This is a genomic window from Mesorhizobium sp. B2-7-2 (assembly GCF_006440775.1).
GTDB lineage: Bacteria > Pseudomonadota > Alphaproteobacteria > Rhizobiales > Rhizobiaceae > Mesorhizobium.
This window is the reverse complement of sequence record NZ_VFTZ01000003.1, coordinates 192711-217009: the sequence shown is the minus strand read 5'-3', so window position 1 is coordinate 217009 and position 24299 is coordinate 192711. Positions and strand designations below refer to the sequence as shown.

The following is a 24299-nucleotide window of genomic DNA, read 5'->3' as shown; positions in this document are numbered from 1 at the left end:
TATAGCTCGTCGTCATGAGAAAACGCGGTGCGCCGTTCGGCTTCTCGCCGGCCAGTCGACAAATTAGACATCACGGATGCCTCGGTTTCGTCCGTCTCGCCCTTGCAATTCTGTTGGTCGCAGCATCCGCCAATATCACGGGGGTTCGCGCAGAGACTGGCTCGCCTTCTCTGCCTCGTTTCGTCTCGCTGAAGGCTTCATCTGCCAATCTGCGCATCGGACCGGGTATAGGCTACAGTATCGAATGGGTTTTCAAGCGACGTGGCATCCCCTTGGAGATCTATCAGGAGTACGGCAATTGGCGCCGGGTGAGAGATTGGGACGGAAGCTCCGGCTGGATCCATCATTCGCTCCTGTCAGGGCGCAGAACTGGCATCGTCGCTCCTTGGTCAAAGGATCGCCTCGCTTTGTACGCCAAGCCGGCGGCGGACAGCGCCATAGTTGCTTGGCTCGAGCCTCGCGTTGAAGTCAAGCTGAGCTGGTGCGACGGACAGTGGTGCGCGCTCGCGGCCGGTCCCTCAATGGGTTTTATGAAACAAGTAGGGCTGTGGGGCGTCTACCCCGGTGAAGTGCTCTAGATTGGTGGCTCTATATGGCCGACCGAACGGTGTTGATTTCTGGTGGAGGAATTGCTGGACCGGCACTAGCCTTTTGGCTTGCAGCCGCCGGATTCCGGCCGACCCTGATCGAACAGGCGCCCAAATTGCGCACCGGCGGCTATGTCATTGACTTTTGGGGTCTCGGCTATGACATAGCCTCGTGGATGGGCGTTGAGGCAGATGTCAATCGCGTAGGATATCACGTGCGCGAAATGCGCATCGTGGGTGAGAACGGAAAGCGTGTCGCAGGCTTTGGCACAGACGTCTTCGGCGAGCTGACAAACGGCCGCTATGTGACCCTCGCGCGTAGCGATCTCTCGCGATTGCTTTTCGAAAAGATCAAAGACACGACGGACATCATGTTCGGCAATGAGATCGTCGGGCTTGAGGAAAAATCGGACAGTGTCCGGGTGCAACTGAAACGTGGAGGCGAACGCGACTACGCTTTGGTAATCGGCGCCGATGGCTTGCATTCAGACGTTCGGCGGCTCGCGTTCGGAGCCCGGCAACAGTTTGAGAAGAAACTCGGCTATGCAGTCGCTGCGTTCGAGGTCGAGGGTTACCGGCCACGCGATGAAGACGTGTATTTGATGTATGGCCTGCCGGGGCGGATGCTCGGCCGTTTCACGCTGCACGGCAACCGCACCCTTTTCCTGTTCGTCTTCACCGTTGAGGAGAGTCCTCTGCCAACGGCGCTGGACCTGCAAAAGGAAATGCTGCGCAAGAAGTATGCCGATGGCGGATGGGAATGCCCCCGCATCCTGGAGGAACTGAGCCATACCGATGAACTCTACTTCGACAGCGTCAGCCAGATCAGGATGAGCAGATGGTCCAAAGGTCGCGTAGTGTTGACCGGCGATGCCGCGTTTTGCGTTTCCCTGTTAGCTGGACAGGGTTCAGCCCTGGCCATGATTTCCGCATACATCCTGGCAGGGGAGCTCTTAAAGGCCGACGGCCGACATGAAGAGGCTTTCAGTAGCTACGAGGCGCTTCTGCGGAACTATATACGAGCCAAGCAGCAGGGCGCAGCGCGATTCGCCAGCGCCTTGGCGCCCAGGACGCAGTTGGGACTTGTGTTCCGCAATTTGGTGACAAATGCATTTGCCCTACCCGGCCTGGCGCGTCTGGTGATCGGAAAAGAAATTACTGACGCGGTGCAACTCCCCGACTATCACTGGCGTTAGCCGGTCCTAGCTCCGCCAGCACCGAACGTCTCTCTTTGGAAAGCGACTCCCAAAGCCGCTGCCTGGCGGTAGATCGGGCTGCGAGCCTCCACTTCTCGGAAGGCAGGTTGCCGCTGCTCTGGTCGGTGCCCAGCATGGGTAACTCATGCGGACGACTGCCTCCATGAACCCAGCTGCTGAGACGGCCATCTGATCCTCATTTCATTGTTTAGTCCGCTAGATCGGCTCGGCGGATTTGATCAGCGCCGTGCCTGTGTTAGGGCAGGTTTCCCACCAGGACAGGCATGGCAGGCATCTCACGAAAATACCCCATGCTGCGGCGCTCGCGGGCAATGTGGACCCACCAAAAGGTCGACTTCGCTAGGCCACGGCGAGTGTCGGCCTACCAGAAGCCGGTCCACGACAATTGGACGCTTGGCCCGCTTCTGCAATCCGCGCACGGCCAGAACCTCGGCGTCTGGAATGGCAACCTTCCAGTCCGGGATCCACCAATAGTGCAACGAGTTCGGAGCAACCAGAAATCGGACCGGTCCGAGCAGATCGACTGCGGTGCGCAGCGCCGGTGTGAGAGCTGTAGGCGAGTGGAGAACCAGATCGCCGTTGCGGAGCCGCAGGATCGTCATACGGGTACTGAAAGGAAATTTCATCAGCCCCAGATCATACTCTATCGACGGTCCATCAACGATCCACAGGTCCGAAGCGACCGGCTTGAGAACATTGATCGGCTCGTACAGACCCAACGTGGGTCGGCCGTTAAAGGATCTTTGAGGCATCGACGTCAGCTATCAATCGACTTAGCGTTACCCGGTTTCGCCGACATCGTTCGACGTCGTTGATCGACCAAATCCGCATTGGTGGCCAGCCATTCGCGAAGGGCAAGTCGGATGATATCCGATCGCGGGACCCCCATTGCAGCGGCAGCCTCGGCAAGCGCCAGTTCGATGCCAGGGTCGAATGGCATCGAGGCAGATTCCCGCAGCATCATCGCGGCGCGAATATCGGCAGGCGCATCATCGAGGGCGAGCGGGTCTCGGCCGTCTGATCCCGCCGTCATGACTGCAGCTCGGGGCGCCGACTGGCTTGAGAGTCATCGTAATTGCGGATGGCGACAACCCAGTCGTTCCTGATTGTGGCCAGGACGAGGCGGCAGCCTTGCGGATAGTAGCGCGGCAGCGCCGCCGCCTGATCGGCAATAACAGCACCGTTCAAGCCGCACAACTCGCCGCCGAGCAGCCAATCTTGACGGCGGTTGGCGCCGACTACCGCGACGTAGTCTCCATCGCAGGGATACCCGATGAGCCCAACTTCTTCATAGTCTTCAAGCTGACGGGATTGCATTTGCCGCACTCAAAACCAAATGCCTTTCGATGGTGAAGAACGAACGCAAGCATTGCGACCTAGCGGCCCGGCACCACCCCAACCTGATGCCGGGCCGTGAGGAAGTGCCCGCGCGGCCGCACTTCCTGACTGCCGTGACGCGGATCTCACGATGCGCCCCGCGGCAGCGTCTCGTTTGCACAGGCAACGACCGGGATCGTCGAATGCTGTTGCCGAGCCTGCGATAGCCACATCCCGCGGCTCTCCTGAGAAAGCCCCTTCATTGCGACGCGCGCCGCTGAAGTGATTTCAAAGGCACCGCAAGAAGCGCACTGGAATTCCACCTTGCGGAGCGCGATATCGGCCTCCAAAGCCATTCCGGCGCAGATCGGACATTTAGAGGGACAGTATCTTCTTTCAAACGACAAGACGTTCATCACGCGAGCCTTCTTTCAGGCCGTATCGAGAGCGCCGCAGAGAAACCGAAGGCAGCGGCGGCAGGGGATTGGTGGACGGGAATGCGGTTCAAGGCGGGGCGACGGTCAACCTCTTGTCTTGGGAGCAACGTTCCTCCGGGTGGCGACTTCAATTTGCTTTGCTTCTACTTCGAGCCGGTCCGGCGCGGCGGACCCCATCAACGCATACGCCGTTCCGCCCGATTGCCAGTAAACTGTCGGTACCCGGCCGTCAGTGGCCGGGGTGGGCGGCACTGCATCCTCGCCATTCATCGGGGCAGCGACGAGGGTGATGCGACCAACGCTTGGCGTATCGGCTGTGACGACCACGCTTTGTTTCCCGTTCCACGGCTGCACCTGGACATCCCTGACCACCCACACTGACGGTAGGGTCGGCATGCTGACGTTGATGGCGCCGACCAGCCGTTCGATCTTGTCCTGCTTCGGCTCGACACCTCTCTCGGGGCCTGCATTGAGCTGCGCGACCCGCAACGCGTCCCGCGCGGCCAAGATGAAGGTTTCATCAGCCGTCTTGCCTCCTTGGCGGAGCGGCATAGTCAACGAGTTCGCGCCCCAGCCGATAGCAACCAGCACGACGGCGGCGAGTTGGAGTCGGAGCAGCGCGAGCATCTTCCCTCGGCGAAACGCACCCTCCAGCTTCTTTGCCTTCGCCACACTCGCACCCGGCGGAAACAGCCGCTGGGGCTGTGAGGCGCGCAACGCCTCCATGCGTTGTGCATGAGCAAAGACCTCCGCCGCCAGCGCCGGCTCACGTGCAAGGCGGGCTTGCAGATCGGATCTCTGCGACGCAGAGAGCTCACCATCCAGCAGACGATTGATATCCTCTTGGGAAATGCCATCAGTATGCCGCATCGCGCCCTCCCACTATCTTGAGACGAGAAGTCCCGCCATCGGTGTTTTCCAGGTTGCGCTTCAGCGCCGCACGGGCGCGGCTGAGGCGCGACATCACCGTTCCCGCCGGCACGCCCAGAAGGTCGGCGGTCTCTGAATATGTGAAACCCAGCACCGCGACCAGATGCAGTATTTCGGCTTGGTCGGCCGGCATTCGCTTTAGCGCCCTTTGTACATTCGCGAGGTCAGCCGAATGCTCCTGCGACGGCGGCAAGGCTGACTCCGCTACATCTGCAAATGATGCCATCCGCTCCCGGGTGGCAAGGGCGCGGCTGGCATGCGTGAGGAAGGTGTTGCGAACGATAGTAATGAGCCAGGGCAGCAAGGGACGTGACGTGTCGTAGCTGGCGGCCATCGTCAGTGCGCGGGCAAGCGCCTCCTGAACCAAATCATCCGCGTCAGAATCGTTGCCGGTGAGGACGCGACCGTAACGCCAAAGATCCTCGAGGTGCGGTATGACGTCCAACTTGGTCTTCATATCACCAAAGATGTACACTTTTGAGTCACTTTAGGCCTCCACCTTGCATCACGCTGACGAGTAGGCGGCCCAGCGGGCAGGGACAGCTACCGCTGGGCCGACTGGGAGCGTGCTCCTCCCGGTTCCAAGATCTGGGTGCCATGTAACCTCAGATGCTTGCGCCGCTCCCGTGTCCGATATGGCCTTCGATACGTCTCGGCCTCGTGCTCACCCTCCTTGCACCATTTACTAAGGCCGGCCGGAAACTATTCCAGGCAACAGCGAAAATAACTGGGAGGGCGGGCCCCGCTCCTTGGCGAAACAAGCGTGGAATAGAATCCCTTGCTCGACGGTATCGATGGGGAGCTGGCGTCGACAACCCAGCTGCGAATGAGGCCGTCGCGATGCATCTGGGCGAGATTATCGCAAACATGTTAGCTGCAATCTTGGTAGTATGCGGCCTCGCCCTCATTTTCTTGGTAGCCGGCAGGCCGCTCTTCCCGAGGCGCCAAGCACGAATGGTGGTCCTTCTGCCGGATCCTGACAAGACAGCTTCGATCCGCGACAAGCGCCAGCAACTGCCGGGTTACTTCAATCTTGCGCTCGCACCACGAAAGCCAACGGCGTTGCGATAGACCTTCTCCCACGTGCAGGCGAGGGTTTGGGCTGAGTGCACGCAGAACGCCCTGAGTCCTCTTCGTGCGCAGGCAGCATTTAGGCCCGACGGCGGCACTTGCTGTGTTGGAGGCGCCGTGCGTGCGAAGGCACCGGTATCCGCCGACTTTCGCCGATGTTGATATCGCATGATCAGATGGCAGGTTTATCCATCCTCAAAGGCAAAATCGGCTGAGACCTTCCTGGCCTGTTCAAGCTCTGGTGTCCACAGTTGGCGCCGTCCATGACCGCGCTTGTTTTGACAACGGCTTTGCTTGCCGAATCCCATCCCACCTAGCCATAATCCGGAATGGACGAACTCTCTATTCCCACCGTCGGGCTCATACTCCTGACGGCCTCGCTTGTCGCCATGATCTCGAGGCGGCTCCGCCTCCCCTACAGCGTCGGGCTGGTAGCGGCCGGGATAGCGCTCGGATTTGTCCCGGGTGGAACCGAGCTGCCTCTCAGCCGGGAGCTGATCTTCACAGTGTTTCTGCCGCCGCTGATTTTCCAGGCGGCGCTTGAAATCGAATGGCGCCATTTCCGCGTCAACCTACCGGTGACTGCTTTGCTTGCCTTTCCGGGGGTAGCGATCGCCGCTGCTGTAGTAGCACTCGGCATGCATTGGCTGCTCGGATGGAGCTGGACTGGCGCAAGCCTCTTCGGCGTGCTGATCGCGGCGACGGATCCGGTCTCGGTGTTGGCTGCCTTCAAGGAGATGAAGGTGCAGCCGCGCCTCGGGTTGCTGGTCGAGTCCGAAAGCCTGCTCAATGATGGCGCGGCGGCAGTCGGTTTCGCCATCCTGGTCGCAGTGGCGTCAGGCGCCGGCGCCACGCCCGTGGGCATCGCCTCTTCCTTTGTCTGGATCGTCGCCGGCGGCATCGGGATCGGCGCGGCCGTTGCAGCGGTGCTCCTTCTCATCGCGGGGCGGACGGAAGACCATCTGGTGGAAATCACGCTAACGACGATTGCCGCCTATGGGTCGTTTCTGATCGCCGAGAAATTTGGCATGTCAGGCGTCCTCGCGACGCTCACCGCGGGTCTGCTGGTCGGAAATGTAGGCTGGAAAGGCGCAATATCGGCCAACGCGCGCAGTCACGTGCTGGCCTTCTGGGGCTACGCCGCGTTCCTCGCCAACTCGATCGTGTTCATCCTGCTTGGCGGCCATGAGGCGCATCAGCCGCTCAGCATTTTCGCAGCCAGCTCGGCGATCGCCGTGGTGTTCGTCCTTCTCGGCAGGGTTTTAGCTATTTACCCCCTCTGTTTCCTGCTCTACCCCACCTCGTTGAAAGTCGATCTTAGATATCAGCATGTTCTTGTCTGGGGAGGCCTGCGCGGTTCGCTTGCCCTGGCGTTGGCGTTGGCACTCCCCCAAGACATAGCAGAACGCGGGGCGATCATCGTCACGGCGTTTGCCGTTGTGGCGTTCTCGATCTTCGTCCAAGGCCTGACGATGCAGTGGCTTATCAAAAAGATGGGACTGACTGCCAGGGAATCGGCATAAGAACTGGGCGACCGGCTGCCATCAAGGGGGACTTCATGCTTCGGCAGCCGGCACTGCACGGGGGATGCGGGACGGCAATCCCTCTCGTGTCGAGAGAATGGACCTGAATTCTTTTTCAATCAAGGACGGCTCGGGCTTGCCCGCTTATTGACAAGGCGCCGGAGCAAAGCGGCGCGCTGTCGAAGTGCTGTTAATTTGGGACCAGCAGCCGAGAGGCCTACGATAAGGCTCATCCAATTCGGCTTCATCGGCTAAGCCGGCCAGCTAGTAGGCTATTATGCGGAAGTCTTTGCTCCCGCTCGTCAGCAGTGTGTGGTAAATTCTTCTGCCGGTTGAAGCCTCTGGCAAGCAGCGCCAACTCTGTCGCGCTATCGATCATGAAGCATCCGGGAGATATTTCAGTTCCAATTAAAATGACCAAGGAGACGCGAACGCGGCGTTGTTGCCGCCAGGGGTGGTTGTAACTGAAGCGGTGGCGACGAAATCACCCGGATGGCTTAAGCACAGCGGTGCCCTACTGGGTTTAAAGTGCACGCACTCTTTCCGTCAGACTTGAGTTCCCGGCTCCCTGCTGAAGACAGCATAGTTGGCAACGCGCGCAGCGGCCGGCTAGATCAACCGAGCCGGTGCTCGTCGTCGATCAGCTCGAGCCTGGATGGGGCAGCGTCACCCCATCGCCACAGAACGAGATTCAAGTCGCCGATTGCGGCGCCCTTGGCGAAGCTCGGCACGAGCAGGCCATTATAGCCTTGCGCGACCAGCTCACGGGCAAATCGCTGCGTATGCGCCTCGCCATGGTCTCTCATCTGATCGCGCCATGTCGGGTCGGCGACGGCCGCAGTATCGAGACCCATTGCTGCAAGAGCGGTACCGTCACCCGCATCGAAGACGGCCTCGATCTCGGCACTGTAAGCGACCAGCGTCGTCGGCTGCAGATCGCCCACCTGGTTGGCTTCGCGCAAAGCCGTCAGGACCGAGGTGGACGCATAGAGCGCCGGCATGCCTTTCGGGTTGAAACGCCCTCCATAGAGCTCGGCACCGCGTCCCGACATAGGCTCGCGGGCATACACCGGATTGAGGGCGCGGTAGAGCCGGCCCGAATAGGTGATGGCGGCGATGGTCAGGCGTAAATCCCCGCATCGACCGCGTCGATGAAGTCGAGGATCTCATCGGCTCGACCCTCCCGCACGAGCTGCATTGCCGTCTGCCCCGAAAATCCCGGCAGCGGCTCGGACCGATACCAGGCATAGGCCATGAGCGCGGAGCCAAATCGCGGCTCGACCTTGTTCACGATTTCCACCATCTCGCGCAGGCGGCGCTGCGTCTTGGCTGAGCGCACTCGCTCCCGGCGCTGGACCGCGTCTTTCCCCAGACCAGCCGTACGCGCGATCTCCTCGCTCGTGGTGCGGAAAGCGTCCGCCATCTTCTTCGGTGCGAACAAACCGTTATCCGCATATCGTGCCAGGCCCATCGCAGCACCTCCGTGCACTGGCCAAAAACTATGACGCAATATAGCGTCAGTAACGCCGGCATTACAAGACCTGCCCGGCTTCTCCCCGCAACGATGGCTGTTCCAGCGATCAGACCTCAACGACTCCACGGCGGAACGCGCAGGGTGTGCGGCAAGATCGGCCGCTCCGATGATGGCAGCCCCGACCATATCTAGACGCAAGCGGGAGCAGCAGAGCACCCAATGGTGACATTTGGAATCCATCCATTCAGCGATCCGCCAGCGGAACGCGCATGGTTCTTCCTCGTTTTGGCTCTGAGGGAACCATGAAACGGAGACAGAACGATGAGAAGGCTTTTGTTACCTGTTGTGACAGGCGCGCTTGTCGCCTTGTCGGGCGCAGCTTTTGCCGACACTCCCATATCGGCCGCTACAAACCTCAATGTTCGCGCTGGTCCAGGCTCGCAGTATCCGATCATCGGCGTGCTGCGGGCGGGGCAGACGGCCACACTGAACGGCTGCCTGCAAAACTCGAAATGGTGCACCATCGCCGAGGCCGGTGGTCAAGGCTGGGTTTATTCCGACTACGTCACCGCAGAATTTGGCGGCAATCGGGTCGTCTTGACCGAGCGACCGGCCGATTCCGGCATCGCGGTCGTGAAACTTCCTCGCGATCAGGCTCATGCCGGAGCGGTCGCCGGCGGCGCCACCGGAGCGATCGCCGGCGCTATCATCGGAGGACCGGTGGGCGCTGCTGTGGGCGGCGCAGCGGGTGTCGTCGGCGGCGGTGCAGCCGGTACCGTGATCAATCCGCCCGAGCAGGTGCGCACTTACATCAGCGTGCATCGGGTCAAGCCTGTTTACCTTCAAGGAAAGGTTGTAACCGGCGCGACCCTGCCTGAGACGGTGGCTCTACAGAAGGTCCCGAACTACCGGTACCGATATGTCTATGTGAACAACCGACCAGTGCTGGTTGAGCCGTCGACGCGCCGCATCGTCTATGTGGAACGCTGAAAGTGCCAATCGGCAGTGAATACTGACCGCCGGGCGAGTTGCACGGCAAGGGCCCGAGAAGGCGATAGCGACTTACGATTCGAAGGCGGGCGCATTCACGCCTGTGATCCTAGCGCGCCTGGTTGAGGTTCATTCCTTGCAGAGGACGGCGGCAGCCATCTGGTTGAACTTCAGATTTGAAACTTCCGTCACAAGTTTCATGAAGGCCCCGATTGGACGAAGTTCTTGACGTGCCTTCAGGCACGTTGCGAAAGACTCAGTGAATGGCTTGTGATCTGCGATCGACAATGGCGTCAACCGGTCGTCGAGCTGGAACTCGGTCTTTGACACAATGCCGGCACCCAAGCCTGCCGCAACCGCTTCCCGAACACCATCGCGCGGGATCTCCATGACCACGTTTGGTCGGATCCGATGCAATTCCAGCATCTCCTCCAACGCCCGACGCGTCATCGAACCGGGTTCGCGAAAAATCATCCGCTGCCCGTCGAGTTCCTCAAGATCGATCTGCTGCCGGCCTGCCCACGGATGGTTGCGGTGGACGAAGATGATGACCTCATGGCGGCCGAGTTGAATGAGATCGAGACGCGGATCGTCATAGTCCCGGCCGATGATGGCGACGTCCACCTCGTAATTTATGAGCTTGTTATAGACGACGTCGGAATTGCCGCTTTCGAGCGAGACCTGCACCAAGGGGTATTGAGCATGAAACGCGGAGAGAAGTTCCATGACGAAGAACGGACCCACTGTGCCGACGCGCAACTTGCCCGAAATCTGATTGCCCTCGGCGCGCAGTATGCCGACCGCCTGCTCCTCCAGCGAGAAGATCTGGCGCGCCACGGTCAGAAGCGCTTCTCCCGCGTCCGTCAGTTTCAGGCCGCGCGGCGATCGCAAGAAGAGCTGAACATCATACGTCTCTTCAAGCGCTTTGACCTGGGTGGTCACGGTCGGCTGGCCGATGCAGAGCAGATCGGCTGCCTTTGTAAAGCTAAGCTCGCGACCCACCGCGTAGAAGGAACGCAGCTGGCTGAAATTGACGAAATGAAGCTTGTTAGTGCCGCCCACGACCTGTCTCCCTGCGAAAGGCTTCAGCCATCCGCACGATTTGTTCAGCGATTTCCGAGCGTTCCTCCAACAGATCGCACAATATCGTATAGTGGTTTTTTCCGTGCATCGGAACCAGTTCGGCGTGCTGGCCCGAGCCGCTCCAATAGGAAGAGAACCGCCGGGACTGCTCGCGGAACTCCTGGGTCTCGTCTGTGCCGACGACGGCCGCGAGTCGACAACGCGGCACTGGCCAACGGATCGGGCTGATCCTTGCGGCCCGCTCGCGATCGAGCCCAAGCGCCGCGTTGAGTGATGTCTCTGTCAGCGGCTCGACATCGAAGATACCGCTGATCGGGACGCAGCCCGCCAGCGGCGCGCCTGCCGTGAGGCTTCTCATAGCAAGTGTGGCAGCAAGATGACCGCCGGCGGAATGGCCGCTCGCGATCCAGAAAGCCGGGGGCGTTGCAAGGTTTCGCAAAATCGCCGGCACGCAGGCCCCGATGCGCGCAACGATCGCGTCGATACGGGTCTCAGGCGCCAGCGGATAGTTTGGCAGCGCCACGGAGAAGCCGCGGCGAACGAGCGCCGAGCCGACGAAGGAATAACGGTCCTTGTCGAGGCTCTGCCAGTAGCCGCCATGTACGAAAACCACCAGCGGCGCGCCTGCGCCGGCCGCAAACAGGTCGAACACTTCACGCGGATGCGCGCCGTAGGCGACGTCGCGCCGGCATGTCAGTGAACTGCGGGCAGCGGCGCTCGTCTCATCGAAACGTCTATAGACGTCCGTTCTTTCAGGATGACGGTCGCGGAAGACGTAGCCATATTCCTTGCTGGAATTCGCGCCGATCATTCGAAGAGAACGACACTGCGCACCGACGTTCCCGCTCGCATCAGCTCGAAGCCGCGATTGACATCATCGAGGACCAGCCTGTGTGTGATCTGCCCATCGAGATCGAGCCGGCCGGCCATGTAGTGGTCAATCAGCATGCCCAGCCCGCTGCGCGCTTTGACGCCGCCGAAATAGCTGCCGCGGATCGAGCGGCCGTAGCGGACGCCTACCGGCGGGAACCCCATTTCGGCGCCGGGTGGCTCGACACCGAGCAGCACTGCGGTGCCCCAGGCCGGCTGGCAGCAGTCGAAGGCCTGCCGCATGACCGGCACGATGCCGGTACATTCGAAGGCAACGTCGACGCCGCCGTCGGTAAGAGCGCGAATCGCCGGCACGACCTTGCCGCGCTCGCGTGACGCGTGGACGAAATCGGTCATGCCGTAGGAGCGGGCGAGTTCGGACTTGCTGTCCGTCAGGTCGATGCCAATGATCCTTGCGGCGCCGGCAAGCCGCGCTCCTTGCACGACATTGATGCCAATGCCGCCCAGCCCGAAGACGGCAACGGTGTCGCCCTCGCGGACCTCGGCCAGCGCCGCGCCGACGCCCGTCGTGACGCCGCATCCGAACAGGCAGACCTTGTCCAGCGGCGCATCCTTGCGGATCTTCGCCAGCGCAATTTCAGGGACGACCGTATAGCGGGAAAGGGTCGAGGTGCCCATGAAATGGTGCACCGGCTGTAATCCGATCGAGAAGCGTGACGTGCCATCCGGCATGACGCCCTTGTCGCGGGTCGGCTTGATGGTCCAGCAAAGATTGGTCCGCCCGCTCCTGCACATGCGACAATGCCGGCATTCGGGACCATAGAGCGGAATGACGTGATCGCCCGGCTCGAGATCGTAGACTCCCTCGCCCACCTCGACCACTCGTCCTGCGCCCTCATGCCCGGGAATGAGAGGATAGACGCTGGTCGCATTGACGCCGTCGAGCGCGGTGAGGTCCGTATGACAAAGGCCCGAGGCGACGATCTCGACGAGCGCTTCGCCGTGACCGGGCGGCGCGACCTGCACTTCTTCTATCGCTAGCGGCTTGTGGATCTCGAAGCAGATCGCGGCGCGTGAACGGATCATGACGCCTGCCTGCCGAGTTCATCGCCGAAGCGGGTGAAGCCCTTGCGAATGAGTTCGGCGTCGTCCGGCCTTGCGCCTGCCTTGATCATCTCGCGCACGATGCGGATGTCGCGGCCGCAGCCGACGCCGATTGCACCGATCAGCCGGCCACCAGTCGTGAAATAGGCGAGATAGGCACGGTCGCCCGGCTTGCCGCGTTCATACGCCGGTTCTCCGATGCTTGGCACCCCTGCCACTTGTATGTTGAGGTCGTATTGATCCGTCCAGAACCAGGGCACCTCGCTGTAAGGGGATGGATTACCGCACAGATAGGACGCAACGACGGCCGCCTGGTCTTCAGCATTCTTCCACGACTCCAACCGCCAGCGCTGGCCGAAGACGCGATTCTCATGCGCTGCGACATCGCCGGCGGCGAAGACATCGGGATCACTGGTCTGCCCGAACTCATTGACGACGATGCCGTTGTCGACATGCAGGCCGGCTTCTCCGGCAATCCGGTCGTTCGGTGTGCCGCCGATGCCCACCACGACAAGGTCGGCCTCCATCATCGATCCGTCATCGAGATGGAGGCGTCCGGCGGTGCTCAGAGCCTTGGACAAGACGACTTGCCGACCACAGAGAATGCGTACGCCTGCCCGTTCATGGAGATCGGCGAGCCATTGTGAAAGATAAGGCGGAAGCAGACGGCTCAATGGGCGGTCGGCGGCTTCCAGAACCGTCACCGCCGCACCGACTTTGACCGCGCTTGCGGCGACCTCCAGGCCGATCAGCCCCGCACCGACAAGCACCAACCGCGTGCCAGCCACGATACGGCCGCGTAGCGCGAGCGCATCCGAGAACGAGCGAAGATAGAAGATGCGTGCCGCGACAGGCTCAAGCGATCGGATCCGGCGCGGCGACAATCCCGTCGCCAAAACCAGTTTTCGGTAGGAGAGGCTGGCGTCGTTAGAGAGAGCCACGATCTTCTCTCGCCGGTCGATGCCGACCGCCTCGACACCCAGATGGAACCGGACGCCGATTTCGTTCCACCGTGCCGGCGATAGCAGATAAGCATTTGCCGGGACGCCCGACGATGTCAGCACGCCTTTGGACAAAGGCGGCCGCTCGTAAGGCAGCTCCGTTTCGGCGCCGGCCACATCGATCGGCCCGGTAAAGCCGCCGTGCCGCAATCTTTCCGCGACGCGACCGCCGGCGTGTCCTGCGCCGACGATCACAACCCCGGCCGTCCTCCCTGGACCCGCCACTGCCGTTCAGGCCCTCTGCCCGGCAGGCGTGGCGCCGGCGCGGCCATTGCGCAGCACCTCGCGGATGATCTCGCGATGCACATGGAAGTAGCTCTTGCTGACGCATTGAAGATGCGGCGAGACCTCGTCATGAAGCCGGCCCAGCGCATGAAACGGCACCGAGGAAGCAAGGTGGTGCTCCGCATGGAACGGCATGTTCCAGTATAGCATCCTGAGCAACGGATTCGCGAGCGTGGTCCGGGTATTGGCAAGCAGGTTCGGACTTTCCTCGGCGCCGGTGTGCTCGGCCATACGGATGGCGCGCAGCACCGGCTCGCCTATCACCCGGGGCAGCAGCCAATAGACCAGCGCGATCGCGCTGCCGAAATAGATCGAGACGGCGGCGACGGCGACATAGAAGAGGACGAGCAGCCGGATTTCCAGCATCACCTGCTTCCAGACCGAATCCGGCAGGAACTCACGCTCTTCCTCGGTGAAGCGCCCGGTCGTGCCGCGCCAGAGCGTACCGACCAGCTTCGGCCAGAAGGAGAGGCCGATTATCTGGCCGAAATAGTCGCGAAGCGATGTAGGGAACGGCACGATATCCGGATCATGGTCCTCGTGCTGGGTGAAGGTATGGTGCGCGGCATGCCTGTATTTGAAGTAGAGAAAGGGACGAAAGGTGAAGGCAGCGACCGCAAAACCAACGGCGTGGTTGATCCATCGCGAGTGGAAAGCGGTGCCGTGCGAGCATTCATGTAGGGGCGCGAACAGCAGCACGATGACGATGCCGTAAGCGAGCATTGAAGGTATCAGCAGCCACGGTGTTCCACCGGAGAGGTAGACGGCGAGCACGCCGAGAGCCAGGGCCGTAAGATGGACCGCCAATCTGGTCAGCCCAGGTCCGTTGGACCGCGTGCGGAGCGTCTTCAGCTTGTCGCGTGAAATGATCTCCGGTCCCGTCAGCGGCCATATCTTGCTGCCGATGCCGCCGATCCCAGCATAGCTCGCGGAATTATCGCCTTGCATGCCGATCCTCCTTCAGATTGCGCATTGTCGCGACAGGTCTAACGGGTCGCCACATCGAAGAAAAATTGATTGTTCCCATGGCGTTATCGCTTCGGCGTCAGGCCACGAAGCAATGCGCGATTGCTTCCGCAGAGAAGTCCTTGCGGTGAAAATGTCCCGTCACCCGGCCGCGGCTCATGACGAGGATGCGGTCGCAGGCATCCATCATCTCCTGCAGTTCCGTGGTCAGCAGCAGGATTGCCTTGCCTTGTTCCGCCAGGTCCTGGATGGTGCGCCATATCTCGAACTTGGCGCCCACATCGACGCCGCGGGTCGGGTCCTCGGCGATCACGATGTCGCCGCCGCGTGCGATCCATTTGCCGATGACGATCTTCTGCTGGTTCCCGCCGGACAGTTGTGACGCCAGCTGCGACAGGCCGTTGGTCTTGATTGCCAATGTGCGCACCAGGCTGTTGGCCGTCGCGTTTCTTTGCCGGCGCTTCATGAAGCCGAGGCGACCGAGGCGGCGCAGGATCGTCATTGCGATGTTGTCGCCGACGCTCATCGGCAGGATGAGGCCCTCACGTTTGCGATCGGCGGGCATGAAACCGATGCCGAAGGCGATGGCGTCACGCGGAGAGCGCAGTTGCACCTTGCGTCCCTGAACGCGTATCTCGCCGCGATCGATGGACTGGTCGCCGAAGATCGCGCGCACGACTGCCTCGCGCTGGCAGCCAAGCAATCCGGCGATGCCGACGATCTCGCCCGTCCGCACCTGCAGGGAAATATCGTCGAAGACCCCGGCCTTGCCGATCGCCTTCGTCTCCAGCGCTACGTCGCCGCAGCGCCTCTCCTTGTAGGCGGACTGGCCCGGCTTGTGTTCACGCCCGACCATTAACGCGACGAGAGCAGCCTCGTTCAAGCCGGCCATGTCCCGGGTCGCAACGACACTGCCGTCGCGGAGCACGGTGACGCGATCCGAAATCTGCATCACCTCGCTCAACCGATGCGAGACGTAGACGATGCCGAGACCGTTGGCCTTCAGCTTGCGAATGACGGCAAGCAGATGCACGACTTGATCATCGTTCAGCGAGGCTGTCGGCTCGTCGAAGACGAGGACACGCGGACGGCACGCCAAGGCGCGGCATATCTCGACGATCTGCTGCTCGTTGAGGCTGAGTTCGCCGACCGCCCGCGAAGGATCAAGGTTGACATGGATCTGATCGAGCAAGTCCTTCGCCATGCGGTTGAGCATCGCGCGCGTCTTGCCGAGACGTCCGGCCGGTTCACGACCGAGAAAGATGTTCTCGGCAACGCTCAGGTTTGGGCACAGTACCAGTTCCTGGTGGACCAGCGCCAGCCGGTTGGCGAGAGCCACCGTGGGATCGTTCAGAACCACAGGCTGTCCGTCGATCCTGATTTCGCCGCTGTCGGGCGCGACGAGCCCGTTCATGACCGACAGCAGCGTCGACTTGCCGGCACCGTTCTCGCCGACCACGGCATGTACCTCACCGGCCTTCAGATCGAAGGTCACGTCGGAGAGCGCAATGACGCCGGGATATGTCTTGCGGATCGATTTGACCTCGAGCAGCGGGGCGCTCATTGCGATCACGCCGAATGATATTTGTTGAGGAGCGCACGATGGCGATCCATGTCGCCGCGCAGGTTCTGATAGACCGACGACCAGACTTCGAAGAAGTCCTGATAGCGCTCATGCAGTTTCGGATCGGGGTCGATCGTCTCCTTGATGCGAACGATGCTCGCAAGAGGCTCGGTCGGCGATTTGTAGATTCCGGCGGCGACGCCGGCCAGAATGGCATCGCCGATCGGGGCAGCTTCGCCTATGTCGGGCGTCTTCAACGGCAGATTCACCACGCTGGCGGTGATTTGGTTCCAGAACCTGCTTTTGGTCGGGCCACCGTTCAGGATCAAACCGTCGACCTTGACGCCGGCCGCGTTGGCGACGCGGACGTTGGAGTAAAGGTCGAAGGCGACCCCTTCGATCAGTGCTCGAATGAAATGCGCCCGTGTCGTCGTTGGGCGTAGGCCAAAGAAGTTGCCGCAAGCATTGCTGTTCCAGTTGGGCGACAGCGTGTTGCCGAGATATGGCAGGTAAAGCAGGCCGTCGGAACATGCCGGCACGCGTTTCGCCTGCTCGGTGAAAAGGTCGAACACATTGTGGCCCATGCGCTCGGCCAGGCGGAATTCGCCGTCGCCGAACTGGTCGCGGAACCATTTCAACGACGCGCCGGTAAAGGCCATCGGGCCATCGAACATGGTCAGGCCGGGCAGCACGTGCGGCCATTTCAGGATGCGGTATTCCTCGACGCTCTGCTCGGTCGGGATCATGATGCCGAGGTTGGAACCGGTGCCCATGGAGTAGTAGGCCTCACCGGCTTTGGTGACGCCGACGCCAAGGGCTGCCGAACTGATGTCGGTGCCGCCTGCCGCGACTATGGTGCCGGGACGCAGCCCCGTCTCCTCGGCCGCCTGCCTGGTCACCTCGCCCACCACTTCATGGGATTGGTAGAGCCGCGGCAGCTTCTCCAGCGGAATGCCGATCGCCCTGGCGACAGACTCGTTCCAGCGCTGCTCACGATATTCGTAGGCGTAAGCGAGCCCGGCGTCGCCAGTGTTCATCGTGAAGTTGCCGCACATCCGGTAGGTGCAATAACCGGAAGGCGACAGGAACTTGTGCGTGGCGTTGAAGATGTGCGGCTCGTGCTTCTTGATCCACAGCGCCTTGGGGTCGATGAACCAGGGCGCGATACGGTTGCCGTTGTTCTTGTTGATGATCGCCTCGCCGACGCTGCGGCGGATGTCGTCGCACTCTTCCTCAGAGCGGGAGTCCATCCAGATCATGGCTTGACGCAACGGCCTGCCCTGATCGCTGACGGGCAGCGTTACGCCGACAAGGCCCGAAAGCGCCACGGCCGCGATGTCGTCGGCGAAGCGGCCCTGCTCCAGACATTGCCTCACGGATGAGACCACGGCGCCCCAGTAATTCGACGCATCCTGTTCGGCCCAGCCGGGAAACGGGTGAAACAGCGGATGCTCCTGCGAGCCGGACGCCACCACCTTGCCGGTATTGGTGTCCAGAACCGCGGCCTTCACATTGGTCGTGCCGATATCGATGCCGAGCGTGAGGTGTCCACCCATGAAATCGCTCCTCCCTAAGTCGTTATGCTTGTGTTTTCTTGCGGCTCATCTGCGATAAGCCGACCGATATGATGAGAACAACGCCGATGGCGAGGTTCTGATACCAGGTCCCGACGCCCCAGATGGCAAGCAGGTTGAGACCGGCGGCAAACGCAACGCTGCCCAGCAGCGTACGCCATGGCGATCCGACGCCTCCAGCCAGCGCCGAGCCGCCGATGACGGCGATGGCGATGGCGGTCAATTCATAACCAGCGGCGAGCGGCGCATCGACCGACTTCAGTCGCGCGGTAAAGATGATGCCGGCAATGGCGGCGCACAATCCGCTGATGGCATAGGCCAGCACCACGTAGCGCTGCGTCTTGATGCCGGCATAGAGCGCGGCTTTTTCGTTGCCGCCAATGGCGTAGAAGCGGCCGCCCCGCATGGTGCCGTGTATGAAACCCATGAGGGCAAGTAGAACGAGAAGGAAGATAACGAAACTGATCGGGATGCCGACCATCTTGCTGTCGCCGATCCAGCTGTAGAACGGCGCTTTGAGATAGTAAGGATGGCCGTTGGTGAGCACGTAGTTGAAGCCGCGCAGCGCCGTCAGCGACACCAGCGTCATGATGAAGGACGCCACCTTGAAATACGCTACGCCAATGCCATTGAGCGCGCCGACCGCGATGCCCGTCGCCAGCGCGATCAAAATGACCGGGACGATCGGGCCGGCATAGGTGTTGCCACGCACCAGCCAACGGCTTCCCAGCATTGGGCCGATCTCGGTCATCACGACCACGCCGACAATGACCGAAAAGATCATCAGCGCCGCGACCGATAGATCGATGCGGCCGGTAAGCAGCACCACGGTCATGCCGAGCGACAACAGGCCGATGACGGCGATGCTGCGCATGAGATTCTCGATGTTGAGCGCGGTGAAGTAATACTCCGACGTCAGTGTACCGACCGCGAAGATCAGCAGGATCAGCCAGATGATGGGATCACGCAGCAACCCCAGCAGGAAGGGCGCGACGCGCGGGGTGGAGAATTCCAGGACAGTCATTTCGCAATCCCCCGCTGCCACATGCCGGGCATCACGACGGCAAGGATGACTGCCGCGGTCACCACCTGCTGCAGATAGATGCTGACGCCGAGCTGATTGAGAAGGTTGTTGACGATACCGATGATCAGGGCAGCCACAACCGTACCGGTTATCGAGCCCGAGCCCCCGGACAGCGACGCGCCTCCCAGCACGGTGACCGCCAGAACGGAAAGCTCCATGCCTTCGAAGCCCGCAGGATTGATGTAAGACAGCCTGGCGCTTTCAAGCATGCCGGCAAGCGCCGCGCAGGCGCCGGAAATCGCGAACACGACGGCGCGGACGCCGACGACATTGATGCCGGACAGAGCGGCCGCCTTGACATTGCCGCCGGTCGCGTAGAGCGCACGTCCGAAGATCGAGTACTTCGTAAGCGCGATTGCGGCTGCGCCCAGCACGACGAGCAGCACGACCGGCAGCGGAATGCCTACGAGGTCGCCGCGGCCGAGCCAGAGGTAGGCGGCGATCGGTTCGGGATAAAGCGCCTGGCCACCCGAGAAGATGTTGGCTAGCGCGCGGCTTATGCCGAGCATGCCGAGCGTGGTTATCAGCGAGGGAATGCCCAACGCGGCGACAAGAATGCCGTTGATCAGGCCGATGGCAAGGCCTGTGAGCAAGGTGGTGCCGATGACGAGCGCCGCAGAGCCTGTCGGGATCATCAGCCCGCCGGCGATGCAGGATAGGATCGCGATCCCGGCGATCGACAAGTCGATCTCACCGGTGATCACCACCAGTGTCATGCCGTAGGCCATGATGCCGATCGCGGCCACGGCGAGAAGTATGACATGGATGTTGGCGAGCGACAGAAAGGAAGGTGTGATCGCCTGCCCGGCAATAAGCAGGGCGATCAACACCGCGACGCGGCTCGTTTCGCTAACGCTCAGGTGCCGCCAAGCGTCGGGAGGCCGCGCCTGTGAGGCGACCTGGGTTTCGAGAGTGCTCATGGTCATGACGTGCTCGCCTACCTTTTCGGTCAACGCCTGCCGGTCCTCGCGCGAGAGAAGCCGACAGGCGCGTGGAAGGAGTTGGCGATCAGCCCGCGACTTCCGGACCGTAGGCGTAGGGCCACTCGTCCGGCGTCAGCGTCTCGATGCCCTCGATGTTCATCTTCTCCTTGGTGATCATCGGCAGGTTAGGCGTCATGATGAGCTTCGGCGGCGCTTCGTTGAGGCCTGCCTTGGCGCCGATATGCATGACAACGGCGCGGATGCCGATGTCGCCGATCAGCGGCGTGTAGGGCGACACCATTTCGATATTGCCGGACCTGATTTCCTTCAGCACCTCACGGGCGTCGTCATTGGCGAGGATCATGATCTTCTTCCCGCCCGGAGCGCTGTTCAGCCGGTTCGCCTCACGGATCGCGTCAAGTGCGCCCATGGCTTCCTCGCCGCCAGTGTTGAACGACACCGAGATGTCGTGGAAGGCTTGCATCGCATCCGCCGTCGACTTGAAGGCCAGCGTGCGCTGGCTGTTGGTGTGATAGTTGGCGAGCACCTTGTAACCGGGCGTGTTACCGATCGCCTCCAGGAAGGCGCCGGTGCGGATCGAGTCGGCCGTGCTGCCGAGATCCTTGCGATTGAAGATGATGTTGCCCTCGGGCGCAGCATGCTTGAGATAGAGACCTTGCTGCAGACCGTTGGCATAGAAGTTGCCAAGTACCTCCGAGCTGATCTGCTCGGACGAAGTGCGGCGATCGAGGCTCACCACCGGGATACCGGCCGCGATGGCGCGATCGACCGGTGGCCCCATCGGCGCCTCGCGGTTAGGCCAAAGCACGATGCCGTCATACTGCTTGGCGATCCAGGTATCGATAACCTGGCCCATCTTGTTGTCGTCGAACTCGGCGTCGATCACCTCGAGCTCGATGTTGGGATGGCGTGCGGCCTCCCAGGCGGCGGTGTCGGCGAGGCTGATCAGCCAGGGGTGGTTGAAGCCGTGAAAGACCAGCCCTATGCGGTACTTCTTGCTGTGATCGAGCACCGGACCTTCGGTCAGCGGCAGATAGTCGGTGAACGGCGACTTGATCTGGAGCTTGCTGTAAGGACCGACGAAACTCGCCCCCATGCCGGGTTTCCACACGAACCCGCCGGCGAGATCGCCGACAGGATAGGCGTCGAGGTAATCGCGAAAGCCGTCCTTTTCGAACAGCGCACTCACGTCCCCGTTCGACATTCCGGCCCTCGCCTCGTCGGAGTATTTCTTGATGAGCGCGTTGATGACGGAATGAACCGACTCCTCAGCCGCCGCTCGAGCAATCGCCAGCGGAGCAGCAGCAAGCACAGTCAGTGTCGCGGCCGTCTTCAAGAGATGACGGCGAGATAATTTGAGCATTAAGATTTCCTCCCATATTTTGGTTTCAGCCCGGGATATGTCCCGAAGACGTCGGTGCTACTTTCCTCCTTCCACCAGGATGTGGACGTAGCCATCCGCCACCTTGGTTTTGTAAGTCTTCAGCCGCTCGGTGACCGGCGGCGAAAGCGGCATACCGGTCGGGATGTGGAACAGTCCTTGATGCAGCGGGCATTCAATCGTCTGGCCATCGATATAGCCTTCGGAAAGAAATGCATGTGCGTGGGTGCAGACGCCGGCTGTCGCGTAGAATCTGCCGCCGAGATTGAAGATTGCGATACATGCCCCGGCGTGCTCTGTGCGTATCGCGTCGCCGACCGGCAGACTGTCAACGCGGATCGCCTGTATCCATTGCATGTCCTTTGTGGTCGTTTCCGCCGCCATTCATTTCCTCGCAGTCGTCATTCTGTTTCGTTTATTTTCGTTGTCTTTCCATACGCGGCCAATTCATTATGGGAATGCCGGTATTGATGACTTCGATAAAAGCTTGCCGAGGACTCGCTCGCACAGCGAGGGCGGGAGGAGGAGCAACGTCATTTCGGTACTGTCCCCGGCTGATTGTCCGGAATCGGACACAGGCTTGAAGGCCGCCGAATATTGTCCGTAAATCGCATGGGTTTGGGTTCAGGGAGGCATTCTTGATGACCAACGCATTTCACGCCATCACAGTTGAAGAAGCGGCCGAGGCCTATGTTCGTTCCAGAGCGAAGGGCCGGTTCCTCTCCGTCGCGCAGGCAATCCGCGCCATCCGAATATTGATGCCAGCCTGTCGGGTGTCCGACCGCGAGTTGGAAGAAATGCTGGCGGCGGTATGCGTCGTTCACAGTGTTCCAGTCGCTTTCGACATTGCAACGGCCGACACCGCGGAAACGCGGCTGTACTCATAGGCCCGGAGTGCCCGCGCTCGTCCCTACGCCTACTTCATCGGACGCTCGCCAAGCGATTGTCCGCTACCTGATCGACAACGTCGACAATCCGAGCGTTGCGATATCCGGGGTCATCCGCGCCGTCAGAGAAACGTTTCCACTTTGTCAGCTAACGGATTGGGAACTTGGGGATCAAATAGCGAGAAGGGCGATCGACGCGGGATTCGTCGTTGAATTCGACACCCAAGTCCCCTGACTCACTCGGGGCAGTCCCCGCGTGAGCCATCATCGGCCGATGCCACGTGCATAACTCCGAAAATCAAGAAGCACGAGCGTCCAGTCGAAACCGCTGGCAAATCCAACAAATTGGATCGCAATCACAAAATCTGCGCGTCGAGGAACAGCCTACTGCTTCATCGGACGTAAGCCTAACGATTGTCCGTTATCTGCTTGATAATGTCGCCGATGCAAGCGGTAGCCGAGGTCATTCGCGCCGCCAGAAATGGCTCAATTTGCCTTGCCCCAGTGCGTGCCAAGGCGGCGCACTTACGGCGAGTTCGTCGAAGAAGAGGCGACAGCCGCCTAGCACTGACCGGAAATGACTTTTCGAGGCTCCGCCGCTAGGGCGGCCTTCCTGCTCTTCGCCTGCTCGCCCTCGGCGATGTAGTTCCAGCGGGAGAAAACGGAATATGCCTTGAGGAACGGGATCTCGCGGTCGATTTCCTCGCCCCTGGTGTCCGTCTCCGTCCTGGTGAAGCGGCTGGCGAAGACCACCATAGAGCCGGTCTCGCCCTTGCGAACCCCGCCGCCAAGGTCGAGCGCCTGCTTGAATGTCATCCACAAAGCCGCGTGCGACGGCCTCCGACCAAAGCAGCAGCACATTCATGCCGTTATAGTGCAGACCATTGTTCCTGAGCGGCCGGGTGACGCTGCCGGAGGCATTGCTCGATTGCCATGGCTGCATCCAAGGACGGATACCCTTCTCCAGCTCGGCTACGATGCGGTCGGTGATCCGCGCATAGACATCGATGCGCTCTGCAGTTTCTTTCCTCGTCATTTTCATAGACCTCCAGTTGGAGGCCGCCCCGATCGCGGCGCCGTCACGGGTCCACTTGGGCGGAGCAGGAAGGCCGCGGAGTCGTGCGTCGCAAAGCCAATTTCTGGATGCTGATGGCAGCCAAAGCCAAATACGCCACCGCCGTATAGCGGCGTCAAACCCTCCTATGACTGACCGCCGCCATGTCGCTCAGCGGAACATCGAGCCGCCATCCACGTCGAGCGCCGCGCCGTAGACGAAGCTCGCGGCGTCGGAGCACAGGAACAGGATCGCGGCAGCCATATCCTCGGGCCGGCCCATACGGCGTATCGGCAGGTTGGCCGCGATGCGGTCCTTGAGGGCCGGATCGATATGGGAATGCATCGGCGAATCGGTAGGCCCCGGATTGAGGGCGTTGATGCGCACCTTCTTTCCAGCCAGTTCGCGCGCAACCGACTTCACCAGCGACAGCGTGCCGGCCTTCGAGGCCGCATAGGCCGTGTCGGCGATAAGGCCGCCGCCGCCATGCACGCCGGCGTCGGAGGCCACGCAGACGATGTTTCCTCCGCCGGCGTTGGTCTGCATGCGCTGCACCGCGCCCTGGACGGTGAAGAAGGTGCCCAGCAGATTGACGCCGAGCACGCGCTGCCAGTGCGCCCAATCCTGCTCCGGGATTCTCTTGGCGGTGATGATCGCCGCGCAGGTGACAACATTGTCGAGCCGCGCCAGCCTGGCGTCGCAATAATCGAACATGCGCCCGATGCTGTCGGGGTCACCCATGTCGGCCACTACTTTGTGCGGTGTCCCGACCATTCCGGCCACGTCGTCATGGCGCTTGGCGAGCCCGTCGGCGTCGCGGTCGCACATCACGACCTCGGCTCCCTTGGAGAGGAATGCACGGGCGGTCTCGAAACCCATACCACTCGCGGCACCGGTCACCAGCACGGTCTTGCCGGCAAAACTGTCCGGGGCGAATGTCGCGTATGGATCGGTCATGATGTCTCCGTGGAACCAGAAGGGTTGGTCGGCGACGG

The 24299-nt window shown here is 61.3% G+C and carries 25 protein-coding genes and 1 pseudogene; 5 read left to right on the top strand and 21 right to left on the bottom strand.

Annotated elements, in window-relative coordinates:
- The first annotated feature begins 14 nt into the window (after positions 1 to 14).
- The gene (locus FJ425_RS05965; protein WP_140630133.1) at positions 15 to 578 is read left to right on the top strand and encodes an SH3 domain-containing protein; all 564 of its coding nucleotides are present in this window, start codon (positions 15 to 17) and stop codon (positions 576 to 578) included.
- Positions 579 to 592: 14 nt separating this feature from the next.
- Positions 593 to 1783 (top strand): FAD-binding domain, encoded by a 1191-nt coding sequence (locus FJ425_RS05960; protein ID WP_140722323.1) that lies wholly within the window; start codon positions 593 to 595, stop codon positions 1781 to 1783.
- Positions 1784 to 2079: 296 nt separating this feature from the next.
- Here the strand turns inward: FJ425_RS05960 and FJ425_RS05955 are convergent, their stop codons facing one another.
- The 6 genes from FJ425_RS05955 to FJ425_RS05930 all read right to left on the bottom strand — a co-directional run bounded on the left by FJ425_RS05955 (position 2080) and on the right by FJ425_RS05930 (position 4933).
- Positions 2080 to 2523: a hypothetical protein gene (locus tag FJ425_RS05955; protein WP_140630127.1), complete on the bottom strand. Its 444-nt coding sequence runs from the start codon at positions 2521 to 2523 to the stop codon at positions 2080 to 2082.
- 38 nt (positions 2524 to 2561) lie between these two features.
- On the bottom strand, positions 2562 to 2837 hold the full coding sequence (locus tag FJ425_RS05950; RefSeq protein ID WP_140541384.1) for a ribbon-helix-helix protein, CopG family: 276 nt from the start codon (positions 2835 to 2837) through the stop codon (positions 2562 to 2564).
- Positions 2834 to 3121, bottom strand: a complete 288-nt coding sequence (locus FJ425_RS05945; protein ID WP_140541385.1) for a hypothetical protein — start codon at positions 3119 to 3121, stop codon at positions 2834 to 2836. The genes FJ425_RS05950 and FJ425_RS05945 overlap by 4 nt, the downstream gene beginning before the upstream one ends.
- Positions 3122 to 3267: 146 nt before the next feature.
- Complete coding sequence (locus tag FJ425_RS05940) at positions 3268 to 3537, bottom strand: hypothetical protein (RefSeq protein ID WP_140630122.1); 270 nt, start codon at positions 3535 to 3537, stop codon at positions 3268 to 3270.
- A gap of 105 nt (positions 3538 to 3642) precedes the next feature.
- Complete coding sequence (locus FJ425_RS05935) at positions 3643 to 4428, bottom strand: hypothetical protein (protein ID WP_140630119.1); 786 nt, start codon at positions 4426 to 4428, stop codon at positions 3643 to 3645.
- A complete protein-coding gene (locus tag FJ425_RS05930; protein WP_246673276.1) occupies positions 4415 to 4933 on the bottom strand; it encodes a sigma-70 family RNA polymerase sigma factor in 519 nt (172 codons plus the stop codon). Before FJ425_RS05930 ends, FJ425_RS05935 begins: the two co-directional genes overlap by 14 nt.
- Before the next feature lie 955 nt (positions 4934 to 5888).
- On the opposite strand from FJ425_RS05930, the gene FJ425_RS05925 reads away from it, so the two are divergent.
- A complete protein-coding gene (locus FJ425_RS05925; protein WP_140541388.1) occupies positions 5889 to 7082 on the top strand; it encodes a cation:proton antiporter in 1194 nt (397 codons plus the stop codon).
- Between the two features lie 614 nt (positions 7083 to 7696).
- Here FJ425_RS05925 and FJ425_RS05920 read toward each other — a convergent pair.
- Positions 7697 to 8191: an RES family NAD+ phosphorylase gene (locus FJ425_RS05920; protein ID WP_140541389.1), complete on the bottom strand. Its 495-nt coding sequence runs from the start codon at positions 8189 to 8191 to the stop codon at positions 7697 to 7699.
- 11 nt (positions 8192 to 8202) lie between these two features.
- The gene (locus tag FJ425_RS05915; RefSeq protein WP_140541390.1) at positions 8203 to 8553 is read right to left on the bottom strand and encodes an antitoxin Xre/MbcA/ParS toxin-binding domain-containing protein; all 351 of its coding nucleotides are present in this window, start codon (positions 8551 to 8553) and stop codon (positions 8203 to 8205) included.
- Positions 8554 to 8877: 324 nt separating this feature from the next.
- Between FJ425_RS05915 and FJ425_RS05910 the strand changes: the two genes are divergently transcribed.
- Positions 8878 to 9546 carry a DUF1236 domain-containing protein gene (locus tag FJ425_RS05910; protein ID WP_140722320.1) on the top strand — a complete coding sequence of 223 codons (669 nt, stop codon included), beginning with the start codon at positions 8878 to 8880 and terminating at the stop codon, positions 9544 to 9546.
- Positions 9547 to 9675: 129 nt separating this feature from the next.
- Here FJ425_RS05910 and FJ425_RS05905 read toward each other — a convergent pair whose 3' ends face one another.
- From FJ425_RS05905 to FJ425_RS05855, 11 genes are all read right to left on the bottom strand, one after another.
- The gene (locus FJ425_RS05905; protein ID WP_181164879.1) at positions 9676 to 10608 is read right to left on the bottom strand and encodes a LysR substrate-binding domain-containing protein; all 933 of its coding nucleotides are present in this window, start codon (positions 10606 to 10608) and stop codon (positions 9676 to 9678) included.
- Positions 10595 to 11440, bottom strand: a complete 846-nt coding sequence (locus tag FJ425_RS05900) for an alpha/beta hydrolase (protein ID WP_140722314.1) — start codon at positions 11438 to 11440, stop codon at positions 10595 to 10597. Before FJ425_RS05900 ends, FJ425_RS05905 begins: the two co-directional genes overlap by 14 nt.
- Entirely contained in the window at positions 11437 to 12543 is a 1107-nt protein-coding gene (locus FJ425_RS05895) for a zinc-binding dehydrogenase (protein ID WP_181175822.1), read from the bottom strand. Before FJ425_RS05895 ends, FJ425_RS05900 begins: the two co-directional genes overlap by 4 nt.
- Positions 12543 to 13760: an FAD-dependent oxidoreductase gene (locus tag FJ425_RS05890; RefSeq protein WP_181175813.1), complete on the bottom strand. Its 1218-nt coding sequence runs from the start codon at positions 13758 to 13760 to the stop codon at positions 12543 to 12545. The genes FJ425_RS05895 and FJ425_RS05890 overlap by 1 nt, the downstream gene beginning before the upstream one ends.
- Positions 13761 to 13796: 36 nt before the next feature.
- The gene (locus FJ425_RS05885) at positions 13797 to 14798 is read right to left on the bottom strand and encodes a fatty acid desaturase (RefSeq protein WP_140722305.1); all 1002 of its coding nucleotides are present in this window, start codon (positions 14796 to 14798) and stop codon (positions 13797 to 13799) included.
- 97 nt (positions 14799 to 14895) lie between these two features.
- A complete protein-coding gene (locus FJ425_RS05880) occupies positions 14896 to 16380 on the bottom strand; it encodes a sugar ABC transporter ATP-binding protein (RefSeq protein ID WP_140722303.1) in 1485 nt (494 codons plus the stop codon).
- 5 nt (positions 16381 to 16385) lie between these two features.
- Positions 16386 to 17936, bottom strand: coding sequence for an FGGY family carbohydrate kinase (locus tag FJ425_RS05875; RefSeq protein WP_140630099.1), 1551 nt, complete (start codon positions 17934 to 17936; stop codon positions 16386 to 16388).
- A gap of 22 nt (positions 17937 to 17958) precedes the next feature.
- On the bottom strand, positions 17959 to 18978 hold the full coding sequence (locus FJ425_RS05870; protein WP_140722300.1) for an ABC transporter permease: 1020 nt from the start codon (positions 18976 to 18978) through the stop codon (positions 17959 to 17961).
- On the bottom strand, positions 18975 to 19964 hold the full coding sequence (locus tag FJ425_RS05865) for an ABC transporter permease (protein WP_140541400.1): 990 nt from the start codon (positions 19962 to 19964) through the stop codon (positions 18975 to 18977). The genes FJ425_RS05870 and FJ425_RS05865 overlap by 4 nt, the downstream gene beginning before the upstream one ends.
- An 82-nt stretch (positions 19965 to 20046) precedes the next feature.
- Entirely contained in the window at positions 20047 to 21345 is a 1299-nt protein-coding gene (locus tag FJ425_RS05860) for a sugar ABC transporter substrate-binding protein (protein WP_140722298.1), read from the bottom strand.
- Positions 21346 to 21402: 57 nt separating this feature from the next.
- Complete coding sequence (locus FJ425_RS05855; RefSeq protein ID WP_210241687.1) at positions 21403 to 21747, bottom strand: non-heme iron oxygenase ferredoxin subunit; 345 nt, start codon at positions 21745 to 21747, stop codon at positions 21403 to 21405.
- A gap of 257 nt (positions 21748 to 22004) precedes the next feature.
- On the opposite strand from FJ425_RS05855, the gene FJ425_RS05850 reads away from it, so the two are divergent.
- Complete coding sequence (locus FJ425_RS05850) at positions 22005 to 22250, top strand: hypothetical protein (protein ID WP_140722295.1); 246 nt, start codon at positions 22005 to 22007, stop codon at positions 22248 to 22250.
- 654 nt (positions 22251 to 22904) lie between these two features.
- On the opposite strand, the pseudogene FJ425_RS05840 reads toward FJ425_RS05850, so the two are convergent.
- Positions 22905 to 23286, bottom strand: a pseudogene (locus tag FJ425_RS05840) (ArdC-like ssDNA-binding domain-containing protein); the annotation flags it as partial.
- A 189-nt stretch (positions 23287 to 23475) separates the two neighbouring features.
- Positions 23476 to 24261 carry an SDR family oxidoreductase gene (locus tag FJ425_RS05835; RefSeq protein WP_140722289.1) on the bottom strand — a complete coding sequence of 262 codons (786 nt, stop codon included), beginning with the start codon at positions 24259 to 24261 and terminating at the stop codon, positions 23476 to 23478.
- Positions 24262 to 24299 lie beyond the last annotated feature (38 nt).